Below are 17,162 nucleotides of genomic sequence, written 5' to 3'. Positions count from 1 at the left end.
GACGACAAACTGACATATCGACTCTGCGTCCGCCAGCAGCCCCACTCCCGGCGTCCTCGCCCGAGCCGTACTCACCGTACTCACCCCGAACGCACGGATGCCCGTGGCCGCACCTCTGGGTACGCCCACGGGCATCCGTCTCTCCGCGCTCCACCGCACCGACCGCACAGCAGGGGCGCAGGCAGCACCCCTCTCGGCCCTCGCGGCCCGGTCGGCCGCGCGGTCAGCGGATCTCGGTGATCTCCGGGCCGCGCTCCAGACGCTCCACCCCGCCGCCGAAGCGGGAGCCCTCGGCAGGCTCCTGCTGTACGCCGTCGGGCACCATCTGGGCGTCGTCCGGAAGCTTCAGGACGATGGGGTCACGGGGCGCCATGGGGGCGTCACCGCGGATGACGACGGTGTCCCGGAAGATGTGCTCCAGCACGCTGGCGGCCTCCGGCTGCACCGCGCCCTGGCCGGAGATGACACCGCGCAGGAACCACCGCGGGCCGTCGACACCGACGAAGCGCACGACCTGCACACCGTTGGTGCCGTCGGGCAGCTGCACCGGAACCTGGGCGCGCAGCTCCCAGCCGAGGGGGCCCTCGACCTCGTCGATGACACCGCCCTGCTGCGTGATGCCGGCGGCGATCTCCTCGCGGACCTCGCCCCAGATGCCCTCGTTCCGGGGTGCGGCGAACGCCTGCACCTGCACGGCGCTGTCCTGGAGGACGACGGTCGCGGCGACGATCGCGTCACCGGCGACCTCCACCCGCAGCTCCATGCCGTCGACACCGGGGACGAAGAGCCCTCCCAGGTCGACGCGGCCTTCGCCGGGGTTCTTGACCTCGGACACGTCCCACGGTCCGTCGGGACGGGGCGCGGGCGGCAGGGCGACTCGCTCCGCCTCCGCGTCCGCGTCGGTTTCGCTCACCGCGGTCTCGTCGGCGAGTTCCGTGTCCTCCGCCGGCTCGTGCGCGCTCTCGTTCTTCTTGCGACGTCCGAACACGTCACTGTCCTTCCCGGTCGGCACCGACCGATGCGTATTCATTCCCGCCCGTGGAGCCGCCCACCGCCGCGTGACCGCCGGTGGACCCGAATCCCCCCTCGGCCCGCGCCGAGCCGGGAAGTTCCGCCACCTCGTGGAAGCGCACCTTCTCGACCTGCTGGACGACCAATTGGGCGATCCGATCGAACCTCTCGAACCGCACGCTCTCGCGCGGATCCAGATTGACCACGATCACCTTGATCTCTCCACGGTACCCGGCATCGACCGTCCCAGGGGCATTCACCAGCGCCAGTCCGCACCGGGCGGCGAGACCGGACCGGGGGTGCACGAAGGCGGCGTACCCGTCGGGCAGGGCGAGGGAGATGCCGGTGGGCAGGACGGCACGTTCGCCCGGGGCGAGGTCGGCGGCCTCGGTGGTCACCAGGTCGAGGCCCGCGTCGCCGGGGTGCCCGTACGAGGGGACGGGGACCTCGGGGTCGAGACGGCGCAGCAGCACGTCGACCGGGTTGCGTCGTTCGCTCACGGGTTCACCTCGAAGGCGCGGGCGCGCCTGATCCGGTCCGGGTCCTCCATGGCGGCCCGGATCTCCTCGCTGCGGCCGTTGTCGATGAAGTGGTCGACCTTGACCTCGATGAAAACGGCGTCGGCCCGCACGGCGACGGGGCCGTCGGGGCCGCCTATCCGGCCGGCGGCGGTGGAGTAGATCTTGCGGCCGTGGACGGCGGTGACGCGCGCGTCCAGGTGCAGGACGGTGCCCAGGGGGACGGGGCGCAGGAAGTCGGTCTCCAGGCGGCCGGTCACCGCGATCACGCGCAGCAGCCAGTTCAGCGAGCCCAGGGTCTCGTCGAGCGCGGTGGCCAGCACGCCGCCGTGGGCCAGGCCGGGAGCGCCCTGGTGGGCCTCCTTGACGGTGAACTCGGCGCGGACGCTCACGCCGTCACCGGCGCGGGCTTCCAGGTGGAGGCCGTGCGGCTGCCCTTCGCCGCAGCCGAAGCAGCGGTCGTAATGGGCGCCGAGGAGTTCACCGGGGGCCGGGGCGTCGGGGTGCCGGACCGGGGCGGCGGCGCCCTCCGGGGGCGTCAGCCGCGTCCTGGGTTCGTCAGTTCCACTCACGAGGGGAGACCCTACCCGCGCGCGCCGAGGGCCTGCGCCGCCGTGCCAAGCTTGGGGCATGCAGTCGTACGAAGAACGTCTCACCGCGCCCCGTTCCTGGTGGCTTGTCGCCGCGCTGGTCGGCGTGGCCTGTGCCTTGATGCTGCTCCCGGTGGGGACGCTGCCGATGCTCGGCGGGCTGATCGGCGGGTGCGCGCTGTCCGCCGTGGTGGTGAGCGCTTACGGGTCGGTGCGGATCCGGGTGGTCGGTGACGCGCTGATCGCGGGGGACGCGAAGATCCCGGTGGCAGCGCTGGGTGAGGCACAGGTGCTGGACGCCGAGGAGGCGGTGGCCTGGCGGACGCACAAGGCCGACGCGCGGGCGTTCATGCTGCTGCGCAGCTACATCCGGACCGCGGTGCGGGTGGAGATCGTCGACCCGTCGGATCCGACGCCGTACGCATATCTGTCGACGCGGGATCCAGAGCGCCTGGTGGCGGCGCTGACGGCCGCGCGCGTCTGACGGACGGCGGAGGTTACGCGGTGCCCTGCGCCCCGGGGAGCGGGCCGGGGTCCGCGGCGCCGGGGAGGGCGTCCCAGGGGACCCGGTGGGCGCGCAGGTCCTTGCGGACGGTGTCGGCGAGCTTGCCCGTCTCACGGCGGTTGAGGAACGCACCGACTGCGGCGCCGACCATGAACGGTGTGAGGTTGGGCAGATTGCGCAGGGTGCGCTTCATGATCTGCTGGCGCAGTTCGCGTTTGGCCTGTCCGCCGAGCGCGAGGTTGAGCGTGGCGGGCCGGGCGACGTCGATACCGCGCTCCTCGGTCCAGGAGGTCAGGTAGGCGAAGCCGCGCTGCCGGGCGGTGCCCTGGGCTCGTCGGCCGTAGACCTCGTGGAGCTCGGCGATGAGTTTGATCTCGATCGAGGCCACGCCGACGATCTCGGCGGCCAGCTGGGTCGGCATCGCCGGTGGTACGGGCAGCACGGCGGCCGCCCCGACACCGGCGCCGACGGCAGCGGTGGCCCTGGTGGCACCCGCGACGAGTTTGTCGGCGAGCTCCTCGGGGGTCAGGCCGGGGAACTGGGTGCGCAGGGTCGCAAGGTCGCGGACGGGGATCCGCGGGGCGATGGCGATGAGCCGGTCGGCGAGTGCGGCGAGCTGGACCCGCACGCTGCCGCCGCCGCGTACGGCGCCTTTGCCGATCGTGGCGGCGAGCGAGGCCACACGGCCTCGCTCCTGCGATGTGCCGGCCGTCCGCTCCGTGGGGAGGGCGGTGGGGTCGGCGGGCACGGGCGCGTGTTCTCCGCGTGGTCGTGCGCCGGCCGCCGGGCCTTTCCCGCCCTTGAGGCCCTTACGGAACGGGTTCACGCCTGCCACGGCGCCGACCGGACTCAGGCCGCGCAGTCGCGGCAGATCGGGTTGCCGTTCTTGTCCTCCGCCGCGAGCTGACTGCGGTGGTGTACCAGGAAGCAGCTCATGCACGTGAACTCGTCCTGCTGCTTGGGCAGGACCCGTACGGCGAGCTCCTCGTTGGACAGGTCGGCGCCGGGGAGCTCCAGGCCTTCGGCCTGCTCGAACTCGTCGACGTCGACGGCCGAGGCGGACTTGTCGTTCCGCCGCGACTTCAGTTCTTCGATGCTGTCCTCGTTGAGGTCGTCATCGGTCTTGCGTGGGGTGTCGTAATCCGTAGCCATGTCGCTCTCCCCCTCTGGGTGTCTGCGGTGTCTCAGCGCTCGTAACGCGTGAGAGGCCGGACTTGTGCCCGACCTGAGGCGGAGATTTTGCCTCACATCAAGGTCTGTTACTCAATCGACACCCAACCGCACCCGGAAGGGGTGATCGGTTTGGATGGCGAACTGGACCGTACACGGTCCGAATGTCGCATCGCGCGGATGCCAACCCGTGTACTTCCCGTGATCAGGGCTCCGGGAAACCCGGATTTTCCCGGCTTTTTGCCGGGCATTTCGATCACGGAGGGTGGAGGGGCGGAATGCGACCGCTGTGAGCGATCACACACGGAAAGGGCGGCGGGCAGGCCGTCCGAATTCCGCGCAAAGCGAACTCGGCGAAGGATGACCGCCCGGCCCCCGTTCCGTCAAACCGCGCTTCGCCCTTATGGCGCTGTACGGCCGCCCAGCGGGCGTTCGTACACGCATACGCCCGATGACGTACGGAAGTCTCCGCCCGCGCCCCAGCGGGCCGTACAGGCCGCCCGCTGCCGCCCCGCAGGTCCACCGGGGCGGCGGACGCCTCACAGCGGGAGCACGACCCGCATCGTCAGGCCACCGCCTTCGCGCGGTTCCGCCGTGATGGTGCCGTCGTGCGCGCGGGCCACCGAGCGCACGATGGACAGCCCCAGGCCGACCCCCTTGTCACTGCCGGTCCGCTCGGTGCGCAGCCGCCGGAACGGCTCGAAGAGGTTCTCCACCTCGTAGGCGGGGACCACCGGGCCAGTGTTGGAGACGATCAGTACCGCACAGCCCGGTTGCGGCTCGGTGGTGACCTCCACCCAGCCGCCCTCGGGGATGTTGTAGCGCACAGCGTTCTGTACGAGGTTGAGCGCGATCCGCTCCAGAAGGACGCCGTTGCCCTGGACGAACACCTGATGGCGCGCCCCCCGGAACTCGATGCCCTTCTCCTGCGCCTCACCGCGGGCCTGGTCGACGGCCTGGGAGGCGACCTCGGCGAGGTCGACGGGCTTTTTGTCGACAATCTTGTTCTCACTGCGGGCGAGCAGCAGCAGTCCCTCGACGAGCTGCTCACTGCGCTCGTTGGTTGCCAGCAGCGTCTTGCCGAGCTGAGTCAGCTCCGGCGACGCGTCCGGGTCGGCGAGCTGCACCTCCAGCAGTGTGCGGTTGATCGCCAGCGGGGTGCGCAGCTCGTGCGAGGCATTGGCGACAAAGCGTCTTTGTGACTCGAAGGCCCGGTCGAGGCGGTCCAGCATCTCGTCGAAGGTGTCCGCCAGCTCCTTCAGCTCGTCGTCGGGCCCGCCCAGCTCGATCCGGCGGTGCAGATCGGAACCGGCCACCCGCTGCGCGGTGCGGGTGATCCGCCCCAGAGGCGACAGCACCCGTCCCGCCATGGCGTACCCGAAGGCGAACGCGACGACCGTCAGGCCGAGCAGCGCCAGCAGCGAACGGTTGAGAAGGGTGTTGAGCGCGAAGGCACGCTGGTGCTGGATGCACTCGCCGACCGCGCGGTTGAGCTGCTCGACATCGGCGACCGACGACAGGCCGCTGCAGGTGCTGCTGGAGATCCGCAGACTCTGCGCGTCGATGATCTTGAACGGCGGTTGGTTGCCGGCGCCCAGCGCGTCGGCCGCGAGGATGTAGATGATCGTCAGCAGCACGATCCCGGCCATCAGGAACATGCCGCCGTACAGCAGCGTGAGCCGTATCCGGATGGTCGGACGCAGCCAGGGGAACGGCCGGACGTTGACCGGTTTCGGATCCCAGGTCGGCTTGGGCGGGGTGGGGGGTGGCGTGGGGGTCGCCTTGGAGAAGGGAGGCATCTGCTCAGATCCGGTATCCCGAACCGGGGACGGTGACGATCACGGCCGGCTCACCCAACTTGCGGCGCAGCGTCATGACCGTGACGCGGACGACGTTGGTGAACGGGTCGGTGTTCTCGTCCCACGCCTTCTCCAGCAGCTGCTCGGCCGAGACGACCGTCCCCTCGCTGCGCATCAGCACCTCCAGTACGGCGAACTCCTTGGGCGCGAGCTGCACCTCCCGGCCGTCCCGGAAGACCTCGCGGCGATTGGGGTCGAGCTTGATACCGGCCCGCTCCAAGACGGGCGGCAGGGCGACGGTCGTACGGCGTCCCAGGGCGCGCACCCGGGCGGTCAGCTCGGTGAAGGCGAACGGCTTGGGGAGGTAGTCGTCGGCGCCGATCTCCAGGCCCTCCACCCGGTCGCTGACGTCGCCGGAGGCGGTGAGCATCAGGACCCGGGTGGCGATGCCCAGCTCCACGACGCGGCGGCAGACGTCGTCACCGTGCACGAGCGGCAGGTCACGGTCGAGGACGACGACGTCGTAGTCGTTCAGCTCGATCCGCTCCAGGGCTGCTGCGCCGTCGTAGACCACGTCGACGGCCATGGCCTCCCGGCGCAGTCCGGTGGCCACCGCATCGGCGAGCAGTTGCTCGTCCTCGACGACGAGAACACGCACGTCGCAATTCCTTCCGCAAAGCCCTGTCAGGCAGGGCGCAACAATGTCTCAGAGCCCTTCCATCCTGCCCCGAAGAGCCATAAACCGGCGGTAAGGGGGGATCGCGGGGCGCGCGGCCTCCGATTCGCCGGATTCACCGGCCGGTTGAGGTTTCCGTGAGGTGGCGCGGGGGGAGGACGACTGCACACCCTCGATCACGCCCCGCCGGGCCTCTCTTGACGACCCTCCGCAGGGATCCTGTCGTGATCGACCCACCCGTCGGCACACCAGTGCCAACCCGGACCCACGACGAGGGGGCGCACCATGGACGCGTTCACCGCAGGCATTCTGCAGCGCATACGGAACACCGAAGCCGTTCTGGACCGGGCTCGTGCGTCGGGCGACGACTACCTCGTCGACGTCGAGCAGGCGGAGCTCGAGGACCTGCAGCGCCTGGCCAGCGAGTACGGAGTGGAGGTCGGCGCGGTCCGCGCCTGACGTCCACCGCACACCGCCGCGCCCCGGTCACCGCACAGGTGCCGGGGCGCAGTCGTGCGCGGCACCGTCAGTCGTGCCAGGCGCCCAGGTCCTCCAGCAGCGGCTGCAGCACGCCGAACACCTCGGGTGACGCGGCGACGGTCAGCTCCTGGGAGGCGGGCTCGCCGGGGCGGCCGCCGGTGAGCGCCCCGGCCTCGCGGGCGATGAGCACCCCGGCCGCCAGATCCCACGGGTTCAGGCCGCGCTCGTAATAGGCGTCGAGGCGACCGCACGCCACATCGCACAGGTCGATGGCGGCCGATCCCCCACGCCGGATGTCGCGGACCTGCGGCACCAGCGCGCGCACCACCTCGGCCTGCCCGATGCGGCGCTCGGTGAGGTAGCCGAAGCCCGTACCGACCAGGGCCTGGGAGAGCGGGGGCGCGGGGCGGTGGCGCACGCGCTCCCCGTTGTTGAACGCGCCACCCCCCAGAACCGCGTGGTAGGTCTCCCCGCGCATCGGGGCGGCCACCACACCGGCGACGGTCTCGCCGTCCTTCTCCGCGGCGATGGACACGGCCCAGGAGGGCAGTCCGTAGAGGTAGTTGACGGTGCCGTCGACGGGGTCGATGACCCAGCGCACCCCGCTGGTGCCCTCGACGCTGGCGCCCTCCTCGCCGAGGAATCCGTCGTGCGGCCGGTGCTCGGTGAGGAAGCCGGTGATCAGCTTCTCGGAGGCGATGTCCATCTCGGTGACGACATCGATGGGGCTGGTCTTCGTGGCGGCCACCCCGAGGTCGGCGGGGCGGCCGTCGCGCAGCAGCCGGCCGGCCCGGTCGGCGGCCTCCAGGGCCAGCTGGAGAAGTTCGTCGTACAGCGGATCGGACACGGGGCTCCTTGCTCGGTCGAGCGGCGGGCGGGGGGGCGGACGGCAGCGTGGCCGCGCCCCGTGGGGCGCTGCGCCGCGCGGAGGGACGGCCCTGGGGCGTGTTCGCCGGGCGGGGCTGGGCGGACGCGTCTAGGGGGCGACGGGGTCGGTCCAGTCGGCGCCGGCGGCCGCCGGGCGGGGGGCGCGGGCCGGGCAGCAGCCGACGGGGCACAGGTCGTGGGAGGCGCCCAATGCGCCCAGGGCGCAGCGCCTGGGATCCTGACCGCGTTCGGTCGCGGCGCGTTCCAGGACGAGGTCGCGGACGGCGGCGGCGAAGCGGGGATCGGCCCCGACGGTCGCCGACCGGGTGACGGGCAGGCCCAGCTCGGCGGCCTTGGCGGTGGCCTCGGTGTCGAGGTCGTACTTGACCTCCATGTGGTCGGAGACGAACCCGATGGGGGCCATCACGACGGCCGGAACGCCCTGCCGGTGCTGTTCCTCCAGGTGATCGCAGATGTCGGGTTCCAGCCACGGGACGTGGGGGGCGCCGCTGCGCGACTGGTAGACGAGGCGCCAGGGGTGGTCGATGCCGGTCTCCTCACGCACCGCGTCGGCGATCACCCGGGCCACGTCCAGGTGCTGGGCGACGTACGCGCCGCCCGCCCCGTCGGAGGTGTGGTCAGCCGGGGTGCCCGAGGTGTCGGCGGCGGCGGTGGGGATGGAGTGGGTGGTGAAGGCGAGGTGCGCGCCGTCGCGGACCTCCTCGGGGAGCGCCGCGAGGGAGGCGAGCACGCCGTCGATCATCGGGCGGACGAACCCGGGGTGGTTGAAGTAGTGCCGGACCTTGTCGACCTGCGGCACGGCCAGCCCCTCGGCCTTCAGGGTGGCCAGCGCGTCGGCGAGGTTCTCGCGGTACTGGCGGCAGCCCGAGTACGAGGCGTACGCGCTGGTGGCGAGGGTCGCGATACGGCGGTGACCGTCGCGCACCATGGCGCGCAGGGTGTCGGTCAGATAGGGCGCCCAGTTGCGGTTGCCCCAGTAGACGGGCAGGTCCAGGCCGTGGTCGGCGAAGTCCTTGCGCAGCGCGTCCAGCAGGCCACGGTTCTGGGCGTTGATGGGGCTGACGCCGCCGAACAGGAAGTAGTGCCGGCCCACCTCCTTGAGACGCTCGCGGGGGATGCCGCGGCCGCGGGTGACGTTCTCCAGGAACGGGACGACGTCGTCGGGCCCCTCGGGGCCACCGAAGGAGAGCAGCAGCAGGGCGTCGTAAGGACGGGGATCGCACTGTTCGGGCATGCCTCGATCCTCCCACCCTCCGCCGCGATGCGGCGGGCAGGCCCTGGCCTCCCCGTGTGCGGCACGGGGCCCGCGGCCCCGTGGGGAGGGGCGGACTGCTGTCCGCCACATGAGGCGGACCGTCGCGGAGGCTCACCTCCGGGGCGCCGTCCAGCGGGCGCCTCTGGGGCGGACGGGATCGGGGGTGCACCGGGCCATGCCGGTCGGGACGGAAGGGCCGGAAATTCGGAGGTGACCGCTCCTCCGACCCCCGTAAGCTGTATCGGCCACAGACATCCCTTACCGATCTTCGGTCCTCACCCGGCGGAGCACCCTCGTTGCCCAGTCCCTACCGCGCCATCTTCGGCCCGCCCGGCACCAAGTCCTTCTCCGCCGCCGGACTCCTGGGGCGGATGCCGCTGTCGATGCTGGGCATCGGCGTGGTGACCATGGTGTCGCAGCTGACCGGCCGCTACGGCCTCGCCGGGGCACTGTCGGCGACGCCCGCGCTGTCCGCGGCGCTCCTGGGGCCGCAGATCTCCCGGCTGGTGGACCGCCATGGGCAACGCCGGGTGCTGCGCCCGGCGACGCTGGTGTCGGTGACGGCCGTCGCCGGTCTGCTGCTCAGCGCGCAGCAGCGGTGGGCCGACTGGACACTGTTCGTCTTCGCGGCGTGCGCCGGGTGCGTGCCGAGCGTCGGCTCGATGGTGCGGGCGCGGTGGGCGGCGCTCTACCGCGGTTCGCCGCGTGAGCTGCACACCGCGTACTCGTGGGAGTCGATCGTCGACGAGTGCTGCTTCATCTTCGGCCCGATCCTGTCGATCGGCCTGTGTACGGCCTGGTTCCCCGAGTCCGGGCCGTTGCTGGCGGCCTTCTTCCTGGTGGCCGGCGTGTTCTGGCTGACAGCACAACGCGCCACGGAGCCGGTGCCGCATCCGCGCGTCGCCCACACCGCGGGATCGGCACTGCGATCCCCGGGGTTGCGGGTGCTGGTGGTGACGTTCGTGTCCACGGGCGCGATCTTCGGCTCGATCGACGTGGTGACCGTCGCCTTCGCCGAGGCGGACGGCCGCAAGGGCGCGGCCAGCCTCGTCCTCGCCGTCTACGCGCTCGGGTCCTGCCTGGCGGGCGCCGTCTTCGGACTGCTGCACCTGAAGGGCCACGCCTCCCGCAGGTGGGTGGTGGGTGTGTGCGTCATGGCACTGAGCATGGTGCCGCTGCAACTGGCCGGGACGCTGCCGTTGCTGGCCGTCGCACTGTTCGTCGCGGGACTGTCGGTCGCACCCACGATGGTGACGACGATGGCCCTGGTCGAGGAGCACGTCCCCCGGGAGAAGCTGACCGAAGGCATGACGTGGACGAGCACCGGCCTCGCGGTGGGTGTCGCACTCGGCTCATCCGCCGCCGGCTGGGTGGTGGACGCCGCGGGCGCGGATCGCGGCTACCTCGTTCCGTGCGCGGCCGGACTCCTCGGCGCCGTGGTGGCCCTGCTCGGATACCGCCGCCTCCGTCCCGTGACCCCGACCCCGGCCACCGGGGCTGCCGGAGTGGTGCAGCAGAGCGGTCCTGCGGGCAGCACGGAGCAGTCCGATGGGGAGCGGGTGTTGTAGGCGGGGCGGGGACCGGGGTGAGGCGCTCGGGGGCGGGTGTTCGCCTCGGGGTGTGGTGGGTGTGGCTGGGTGGCGGGGCTATTGATGAGCGGGTGACTGTCGCTTTCGCGTAAGTCGCTTTATCGATAGTGGTGCGCAGCGGCCTGACCAGCATGCTGGGTGACCATGCGGTGGCGCGCGCATAAGTGCGGCGCAGCGCGGACCTACGGATGCACGTTGGCGACAGCGGCAGCGGGCAACGCCCATCGGGCGGCGTCGGCAATCTCCCGACGAGCGAACCGGCGATGACAATCACGCCCCAGGGAAGCCGCCCACAACGCCACCCTCAGGCGAATCCGCACCCGGTCGACACATCGACACAACCACCACCTCACTTCATGGCGCACAAGCCGACGCAACATGCCCAGGCGGCGACAGCTTCCGCCCACTTCCGGCCCATGTGATTCCCATCACCTCCCACGAACTGGCCAGTAACGGCTGGCATCATGCGCTCAACTCAGACCGACGGCAGCCCCGTCGAGGGACTGCCCGCGCAGGGAGGGGACGTCACCATGGCAGTCAGCAACGCCGTCGGCAGCTCGGGAGGATGCGGCAGCGGAGCATCGTGGCGGAACTGGGCGGGGAACGTCGCTGCCCGGCCTGCACGTACCGTGACCCCGGCGAATACGCAGGAGCTGGCGGCCGCCGTCCGATCCGCCGCCGAGGACGGACTGACCGTCAAAGCCGTCGGCACCGGCCACTCGTTCACATCGGTCGCCGCCACCGACGGACTGCTGATACGCCCGGAACGTCTGTGCGGCATACGCGACATCGACCGGCAGGCCGGGACGGTCGCGGTGGCGGCCGGTACCCCTCTGCATCAACTGAACCGCATGCTGGCCGCGCACGGACTGTCGCTGACGAACATGGGCGACATCATGGAGCAGACCGTCTCCGGGGCGACCGCCACCGGTACGCACGGCACCGGCCGCGATTCCGCCTCCCTCGCCGCGCAGGTCACCGCCCTGGAGCTGGTCACCGCCGACGGGTCGGTGCTGTGCTGTTCGGCCGACCAGAACCCTGATGTCTTCGCCGCGGCCCGGCTCGGCCTGGGGGCGCTCGGCGTCGTCACCGAGCTGACCTTCGCTGTGGAGCCGGAGTTCCTGCTGACCGCCCGCGAGGAACCCATGCCCTTCGACGAGGTGACCGACCGGTTCGAGGAGCTGGCCACCGAGAACGAGCACTTCGAGTTCTACTGGTTCCCGCACACCGGCAACTGCAACACGAAGCGCAACAACCGCAGCCAGGGACCGGCCGCACCGCCTGGGAAGGTCAGCGGCTGGATCGAGGACGAGTTGTTGTCCAACGGCGTCTTCCAGGCTGCCTGCACCCTGGGGCGCGCCGCGCCGGCCACGATCCCCACCGTCGCCAAGCTCGCCAGCCGCGCCCTGTCGGCGCGGACGTACACCGACATCCCCTACAAGGTGTTCACCTCGCCGCGCCGGGTGCGGTTCGTGGAGATGGAGTACGCGCTGCCCCGTGCGGCTGCCATCGGCGCGCTGCGTGAGCTGAAGGACCTCGTGGACCGGTCTGACTTCAAGGTGTCGTTCCCGGTCGAGGTGCGATGCGCGCCGGCCGACGACATCGCTTTGTCGACTGCATCGGGGCGCGACACCGTGTACATCGCGGTGCACATGTACCGGGGCAGCTCGTACGGTGCGTACTTCGCCGCCACCGAGCGAATCATGACGGCGCACGGCGGTCGCCCGCACTGGGGCAAGCTGCACACCCGGGATGCGGCGTATCTGTCCGGTGTCTATCCGCGGTTCGGTGAGTTCACCGCGGTGCGCGACCGTCTCGACCCGGAGCGCCTGTTCGGCAACGCCTATCTGCGTCGGGTGCTGGGCGAGTGACGAAACGGCCGCGGCCGGCACCCCTGGGAGGGGGCCGGCCGCGGCCGCGTCGGGTGGGTGCCGTCAGGAGGGGTTCGGGTCGGGTTCCTGGGCGGCGGTCTTGCCTCCGGCGTCCTGGCCGGTGGTGCCCGCGTCGCCGGTGCCGTTCTTGTCCCCGGCCGGCCCCGTGGGCTCGGGCGTGGTGGGCTCGGTCGAAGGGGTGGCGCCGTCGGACGGCGTGGGCGCGGGGGTGGTCGCGGACGATCCACCGTTCGCATCGCCCCCAGGGCTCGGCGTGCCGCCGTTGCCTGGACCTGTGGTCGTGTCCGGCGCACCGGTGGGGGTGCCGTTGTCGCGCTCCGTGCCGTGGGAGTGATCCGGACGGGGCGACGCCGGGGCCTTGTCGGGAGCGGTGTCGCGCTGGCTGCCACCGGTGTGGGTGAGGCGGCCGAGGGTGGTGCCGGAGCTGCCGCTCGCGGTCTCCCCCGTCATCAGCTCCACGCCGGTGACCACGCCCATGGCGAGCACGAAGATGCCGACCGCGCCGAGGACCGGCCGACGCCAGCCGCGCAGCCGGGTCCCGTATGTGGCCGTGATGGTCTCGTCGCCGGGGAACTGCGCCGTCTCCGCCCCGTCGGCAGGGCCGTCGGGTGAGGTCGTCGCCCTCAAGGCGACGGTGCGCTCGTCGAGACGAGGCACCAACTGTGTGCGGTCCGTCGCGCCGATCGGGCGCCCCGTGCGCAGAGCGCGGGTCGCGTCGTCGGGCGGAGTGCCTGCTCCGGGGTGGAGCAGTCGGGTCGCCGCGTCGTCCCCGGTGGGTGGCGTGGCGACCGCCCGGGGCAGAAGCTGGGTGCGGGCGCTGTCCACCGGGGCAGCGGGTTCCGTGGAGACGGCAGTGACCGCGTCCGGTGCCCCGTCCCGGTCGAAGGTCGGCAGCACCATGGTGGCCGCGGCGTGCGGGCCGCCCTTCCGGGTGGTGCGGCTGCCACGGGGCCGGGGACGGGTGGTGATCGTCGCCTCCTTGATCTGCTCCCCCGTGCGCCGGAACAGATGCTGGAAGATCGAGCCACCGGTGGTGGCCACCACACTGACCACACCGGCACCGATGATCGTCCCGTAGACGCCGAGCTGACCCGCGAGGAAAGCGGCGACGGCCGCTGCGAGAGCGCTGCCCGCGACCTGAGGAACGCTCAGGTCGATCCGTTTCTCCTTACCCTTCGGGTCGGTTTTGGTTTTTTCGTCCATCTCCAGCCCTTGATCGGCATTTCGATCCGTCTTGCACTCCAAAGATACTTTTGTGCGAAGTGAATGGTTCCGATTCTGGCGATTCTGTGAACCTTGCCACCTGCCGGTGTGGTAGAGAGGTCGACAAGGCGACTCAACTCCGTTGTCGCACCACAACTTCAGCGGCGCGGCGGTGCACTTCAGTGGCCCGAATGGAGTACTGTGACGGTCCCTGGCCCCGGGATCCCGTCCGGCTGCCCGGACTCACGGGGAGAGGGGCCCAACAGGTGGCACCCGCCCTGGAGCGCCGCCGCTCGGCACGGGTGATCGGTCCCAGGGCAGGCGATACGGACACCGGCGTTGCGAACAGGTAACCGTCTCGCTTCGGCGTTTACGGACTCCGGTCCGATCCGCCGGGCAACTAGACAATGTTGTGGCAGGCTGCACCCCGGGCAGGCCACACTCGACCAGCGGAAGCAGCGACGCACGTGACGTCGGCAGGCACCACCCGGGAGGTCCCCATGCCCGAACTGCGTGTCGTGGCCGTCTCCAACGACGGCACACGGCTGGTGCTCAAAGCTGCGGACAGCACCGAATACACACTGCCGATCGACGAGCGGCTGCGCGCCGCGGTCCGCAACGACCGCGCACGCCTGGGCCAGATCGAGATCGAGGTCGAGAGCCACCTGCGGCCGCGGGACATCCAGGCGCGGATAAGAGCAGGCGCATCCGCCGAGGAGGTCGCCCAGCTCGCCGGGATCCCGGTCGAACGCGTCCGCCGCTTCGAGGGGCCGGTGCTCGCCGAGCGCGCCTTCATGGCCGAGCGTGCCCGTAAGACGCCTGTCCGGCGCCCCGGGGAGAACGCAGGACCACAGCTCGGTGAGGCGGTGGCGGAGCGGCTGCTGCTGCGCGGCGCCGACAAGGACAGCGTGCAGTGGGACTCCTGGCGCCGCGACGACGGCACCTGGGAGGTGCTGCTGGTCTACCGCGTCGCCGGTGAGCCGTTCTCCGCGGCATGGACGTACGACCCGCCCCGGCGGCTCGTCCAGGCCGTCGGCGAGGAAGCGCGGGCGCTGATCGGCGAGGCCGACGACACGCCCGAGCCCAGCTTCCCGTTCGTCCCCCGGATCGCGCGGCTGCCGCGTGACCGGCCGCTGGACCGTGCCCTGGACCGGCAGACCCCGGACCGTGCCGAGCGCGTCGCCCCCGCCGAGGAGGAGGCCGAGCCGCAGGCCGTCGAGGAGGCCACCGTTGAGCGGGAGCGCGATTCGCTGACCAGCCTGCTGGAGGCGGTGCCGAGCTTCCGTGGCGACATGGTCGTACCGGACAGCGTCACGGCGCCGGTCGACGAGCCGATGGACGACGAGGTCGAGGAGCCGGCCGCGCCGGCGGCCAGTGCGGGCGCCGGGTCCGCCTACGCCGATGTGCTGATGCCGCGCGCGGTCGCCGGGCACCGCGACAGGCTGACCGGGACCACCGACCGGCAGGCCGAGGCCGACGGTGTGCGCCCCGGGCGCCGGGCCGCCGTGCCGAGCTGGGACGAGATCGTCTTCGGCACCCGGCGCAAGAAGCAGGAGTAACGCCACCACGCCCCGCGGTCCGCCCGCCCCGTACGCGCTACGGGGCGGGCGGACCGCTGTGTGGCGGCTCAGCCGGGCTGCGCGCCGGTGGCGACGGGGCGGGACGAGTCGGCGGTCCAGCCGCTCCACGAACCGATGTACAGCGCCGCCGGGACGCCGGCGAGCGACAGTGCCAGCACCTCCTGGGCGCCGGAGACGCCGGAGCCGCAGTAGACGCCGACCTCCGCGTCGCTCTTGGCGCCGAGCGCCGCGAACCGCTCCGCGAGTGCTGCGGCCGGGCGGAAGGTGTGGTCCTCGGTGACGTTCTCCGTCGTCGGGGCGGAGACGGCGCCGGGAATGTGACCGCCGACGCGATCGACGGAGGCTGCCTCGCCCCGGTAACGCTCGGCGGACCGGGCGTCCAGCAGGACCCCACGGCGGGCCAGGGCGGCCGCCTCGTCCGCCGTCAGCTGCGGCAGACCGCCGGGCTCGGGCGTGAAGTCACCCTCCTTCGGCTGCGGGATCTCCGTCGTCACCGCCCCGCCGGACGCCGTCCAGGCCGCCAGTCCGCCGTCCAGCACCCGCACGTCACGGTGCCCGGCCCAGCGCAGCAGCCACCAGGCCCGCGCCGCGGCCCAGCCCAGTCCGGCGTCGTAGGTGACGACGGGGCGGTCGCCCCGTACCCCGGCGCGGCGCATGGCGGCGGTGAAGACGGCGACGTCCGGCAGGGGGTGGCGGCCCTCGTCGCCGGCCGGACCGGCGAGGTCGGTGTCGAGGTCGATGAAGACGGCGCCGGGCAGGTGCCCCGCCTCGTAGTCGGGGCGGCCGTGCGGTCCCTGGAGCTGCCAGCGGACGTCCAGGAGGACGGGCGGGTTGTCGCCCGCTGACGCACTCGCGAGTTCGGTAGCGGTGATGATGTCATTCATGGCACTCATCCTTGCGTAGGGACGGCTACGTACGGAAGGCGGACGCACACCCTCCGTATGACGGAGGGTGCCCCGACCGCTCCCGCCACGGTATCGGGGTAACACCGCTGAAAACGGGCGTTCTCCGGGACGGAACTGCCGGTCACGGCGCGGCCGGAGGGTCTCACGGGGCGCCTGGTGCAAGCATCTGCCTCGGGTCCCGCACCCGTCCCATGGCCGCCACCGCGATGGTCCGAGGAGTGAGTGACGATGACAACCGAGGCAGCGCCCCGGCGGTTGACCGGTGCGCCCTGCTGGGTGAGCCTGCTGACGCACCGCCTGGCCGCGACGCAGGAGTTCTACGGTGCGCTGTTCGGCTGGGAGTTCCGCCCGGGAGTACAGCACCTCGGACCGTACTGCCACGCCCTTCTGGACGGGCGGGAAGTGGCCGGGCTCGGCGAGCCCGTGGTCGACCGCCGGCTGCCCGTCTCCTGGACCACCTATCTGGCCACCGACGACGTGGACGCGACCGCGGAGCGGATCCGGTACTGCGGCGGGACGGTGGGCGTGGGGCCGCTGGCCGCCGGGGACGCCGGGCGGATGGCCCTCGCCTGCGACCCGCAGGGCGCGGTCTTCGGTATCTGGCAGGGCCGTACGACGACCGGCTCCGCGGCCACCGGAGAACCGGGCACCCCGGTGTGGAACGAGCTGATCACCCGCGAAACCCACTCCGCCGGACCGTTCTACGAGCATGTCTTCGGTTACGAGCCGCAGGCGGTGGTCTCGGCCGACTTCGACTATCTGACGCTGCGCCTGAAGGGCCGCCCCGTGGCCGGTCTCCACGGGGTGGGAAATGCGCTGCCGCGTGAGGCGGGCCCGCGGTGGATGACGTACTTCGCGGTCTCGGACACCGATGCCGCGGTCCGGCGGGTCGAGGGACTCGGCGGCCAGGTGGTCCGGCCGCCCCACGACTCCCCGCACGGCCGGCTGGCGACGGTGACCGACCCCGGAGGCGCCGTCTTCACCGTCATCCGGCCCGTACCTGAGGCCGCCGCGGCGGCTACCTACGGCTGAGGCGCGGACTCCGGGGGCCTGGCTGTGTCCCCCGGTGCCCGCGCCCCGCGTCCGTCGAAAGGTTCGCCG

Annotated in this window: 17 protein-coding genes; 6 read left to right on the top strand and 11 right to left on the bottom strand. The window is 71.8% G+C overall.

Translation table 11 applies throughout. The features are described 5' to 3' along the window. Positions 1–223: 223 nt before the first annotated feature. The 3 genes from ACF1BH_RS05520 to ACF1BH_RS05510 are packed head-to-tail and all read right to left on the bottom strand — an operon-like array spanning position 224 to position 2,101. Complete coding sequence (locus ACF1BH_RS05520; RefSeq protein ID WP_391641105.1) at positions 224–988, bottom strand: DUF3710 domain-containing protein; 765 nt, start codon at positions 986–988, stop codon at positions 224–226. Between the two features lies 1 nt (position 989). Continuing rightward, entirely contained in the window at positions 990–1,511 is a 522-nt protein-coding gene (gene dut, locus ACF1BH_RS05515; protein ID WP_143941510.1) for a dUTP diphosphatase, read from the bottom strand. Continuing rightward, positions 1,508–2,101 carry a PaaI family thioesterase gene (locus tag ACF1BH_RS05510; protein ID WP_391641104.1) on the bottom strand — a complete coding sequence of 198 codons (594 nt, stop codon included), beginning with the start codon at positions 2,099–2,101 and terminating at the stop codon, positions 1,508–1,510. The genes dut and ACF1BH_RS05510 overlap by 4 nt, the downstream gene beginning before the upstream one ends. A gap of 58 nt (positions 2,102–2,159) precedes the next feature. Here ACF1BH_RS05510 and ACF1BH_RS05505 point away from each other — a divergent pair, with 58 nt between their 5' ends. Further along, positions 2,160–2,603 (top strand): DUF3093 domain-containing protein, encoded by a 444-nt coding sequence (locus tag ACF1BH_RS05505; RefSeq protein WP_391641103.1) that lies wholly within the window; start codon positions 2,160–2,162, stop codon positions 2,601–2,603. A gap of 13 nt (positions 2,604–2,616) precedes the next feature. Here ACF1BH_RS05505 and ACF1BH_RS05500 read toward each other — a convergent pair whose 3' ends face one another. From ACF1BH_RS05500 to ACF1BH_RS05485, 4 genes are all read right to left on the bottom strand, one after another. Beyond that, a complete protein-coding gene (locus tag ACF1BH_RS05500; RefSeq protein WP_391641102.1) occupies positions 2,617–3,459 on the bottom strand; it encodes a hypothetical protein in 843 nt (280 codons plus the stop codon). Between the two features lie 14 nt (positions 3,460–3,473). Continuing rightward, positions 3,474–3,776 carry a DUF4193 domain-containing protein gene (locus ACF1BH_RS05495; protein ID WP_016575747.1) on the bottom strand — a complete coding sequence of 101 codons (303 nt, stop codon included), beginning with the start codon at positions 3,774–3,776 and terminating at the stop codon, positions 3,474–3,476. Positions 3,777–4,333: 557 nt separating this feature from the next. Then, a complete protein-coding gene (locus tag ACF1BH_RS05490) occupies positions 4,334–5,593 on the bottom strand; it encodes a sensor histidine kinase (protein ID WP_391641101.1) in 1,260 nt (419 codons plus the stop codon). Between the two features lie 4 nt (positions 5,594–5,597). Then, entirely contained in the window at positions 5,598–6,251 is a 654-nt protein-coding gene (locus tag ACF1BH_RS05485; protein WP_030285276.1) for a response regulator transcription factor, read from the bottom strand. Between the two features lie 303 nt (positions 6,252–6,554). Here ACF1BH_RS05485 and ACF1BH_RS05480 point away from each other — a divergent pair, with 303 nt between their 5' ends. Next, the gene (locus ACF1BH_RS05480; RefSeq protein WP_169750012.1) at positions 6,555–6,728 is read left to right on the top strand and encodes a hypothetical protein; all 174 of its coding nucleotides are present in this window, start codon (positions 6,555–6,557) and stop codon (positions 6,726–6,728) included. Between the two features lie 67 nt (positions 6,729–6,795). On the opposite strand, the gene ACF1BH_RS05475 is transcribed toward ACF1BH_RS05480, so the two are convergent. Then, positions 6,796–7,596, bottom strand: a complete 801-nt coding sequence (locus ACF1BH_RS05475) for an inositol monophosphatase family protein (RefSeq protein ID WP_391641100.1) — start codon at positions 7,594–7,596, stop codon at positions 6,796–6,798. Positions 7,597–7,725: 129 nt separating this feature from the next. Further along, positions 7,726–8,871 carry a ferrochelatase gene (locus tag ACF1BH_RS05470; RefSeq protein WP_391641099.1) on the bottom strand — a complete coding sequence of 382 codons (1,146 nt, stop codon included), beginning with the start codon at positions 8,869–8,871 and terminating at the stop codon, positions 7,726–7,728. Positions 8,872–9,188: 317 nt separating this feature from the next. Here ACF1BH_RS05470 and ACF1BH_RS05465 point away from each other — a divergent pair, with 317 nt between their 5' ends. Together ACF1BH_RS05465 and ACF1BH_RS05460 are read left to right on the top strand one after the other, a co-directional pair. Further along, the gene (locus ACF1BH_RS05465; RefSeq protein ID WP_391641098.1) at positions 9,189–10,460 is read left to right on the top strand and encodes an MFS transporter; all 1,272 of its coding nucleotides are present in this window, start codon (positions 9,189–9,191) and stop codon (positions 10,458–10,460) included. A gap of 551 nt (positions 10,461–11,011) precedes the next feature. After that, positions 11,012–12,352: a D-arabinono-1,4-lactone oxidase gene (locus ACF1BH_RS05460; RefSeq protein WP_391641097.1), complete on the top strand. Its 1,341-nt coding sequence runs from the start codon at positions 11,012–11,014 to the stop codon at positions 12,350–12,352. 63 nt (positions 12,353–12,415) lie between these two features. On the opposite strand, the gene ACF1BH_RS05455 is transcribed toward ACF1BH_RS05460, so the two are convergent. Next, positions 12,416–13,576, bottom strand: coding sequence for a hypothetical protein (locus tag ACF1BH_RS05455; RefSeq protein WP_391641096.1), 1,161 nt, complete (start codon positions 13,574–13,576; stop codon positions 12,416–12,418). A gap of 500 nt (positions 13,577–14,076) precedes the next feature. Here ACF1BH_RS05455 and sepH point away from each other — a divergent pair, with 500 nt between their 5' ends. Further along, entirely contained in the window at positions 14,077–15,135 is a 1,059-nt protein-coding gene (gene sepH / locus ACF1BH_RS05450) for a septation protein SepH (RefSeq protein ID WP_391641095.1), read from the top strand. A gap of 68 nt (positions 15,136–15,203) precedes the next feature. On the opposite strand, the gene ACF1BH_RS05445 is transcribed toward sepH, so the two are convergent. Further along, positions 15,204–16,040, bottom strand: a complete 837-nt coding sequence (locus tag ACF1BH_RS05445; protein WP_391641094.1) for a sulfurtransferase — start codon at positions 16,038–16,040, stop codon at positions 15,204–15,206. A 249-nt stretch (positions 16,041–16,289) separates the two neighbouring features. Here ACF1BH_RS05445 and ACF1BH_RS05440 point away from each other — a divergent pair, with 249 nt between their 5' ends. Beyond that, on the top strand, positions 16,290–17,093 hold the full coding sequence (locus ACF1BH_RS05440) for a VOC family protein (RefSeq protein WP_391641093.1): 804 nt from the start codon (positions 16,290–16,292) through the stop codon (positions 17,091–17,093). The last annotated feature ends 69 nt before the right edge of the window (positions 17,094–17,162 follow it).

The sequence above is a fragment of the Streptomyces sp. NPDC014733 genome, from assembly GCF_043083385.1.
Classification (GTDB): Bacteria; Actinomycetota; Actinomycetes; order Streptomycetales; family Streptomycetaceae; genus Streptomyces.
The sequence above is the reverse complement of the archived record's forward strand: the minus strand, read 5'-3'. Positions and strand labels throughout refer to the sequence as shown.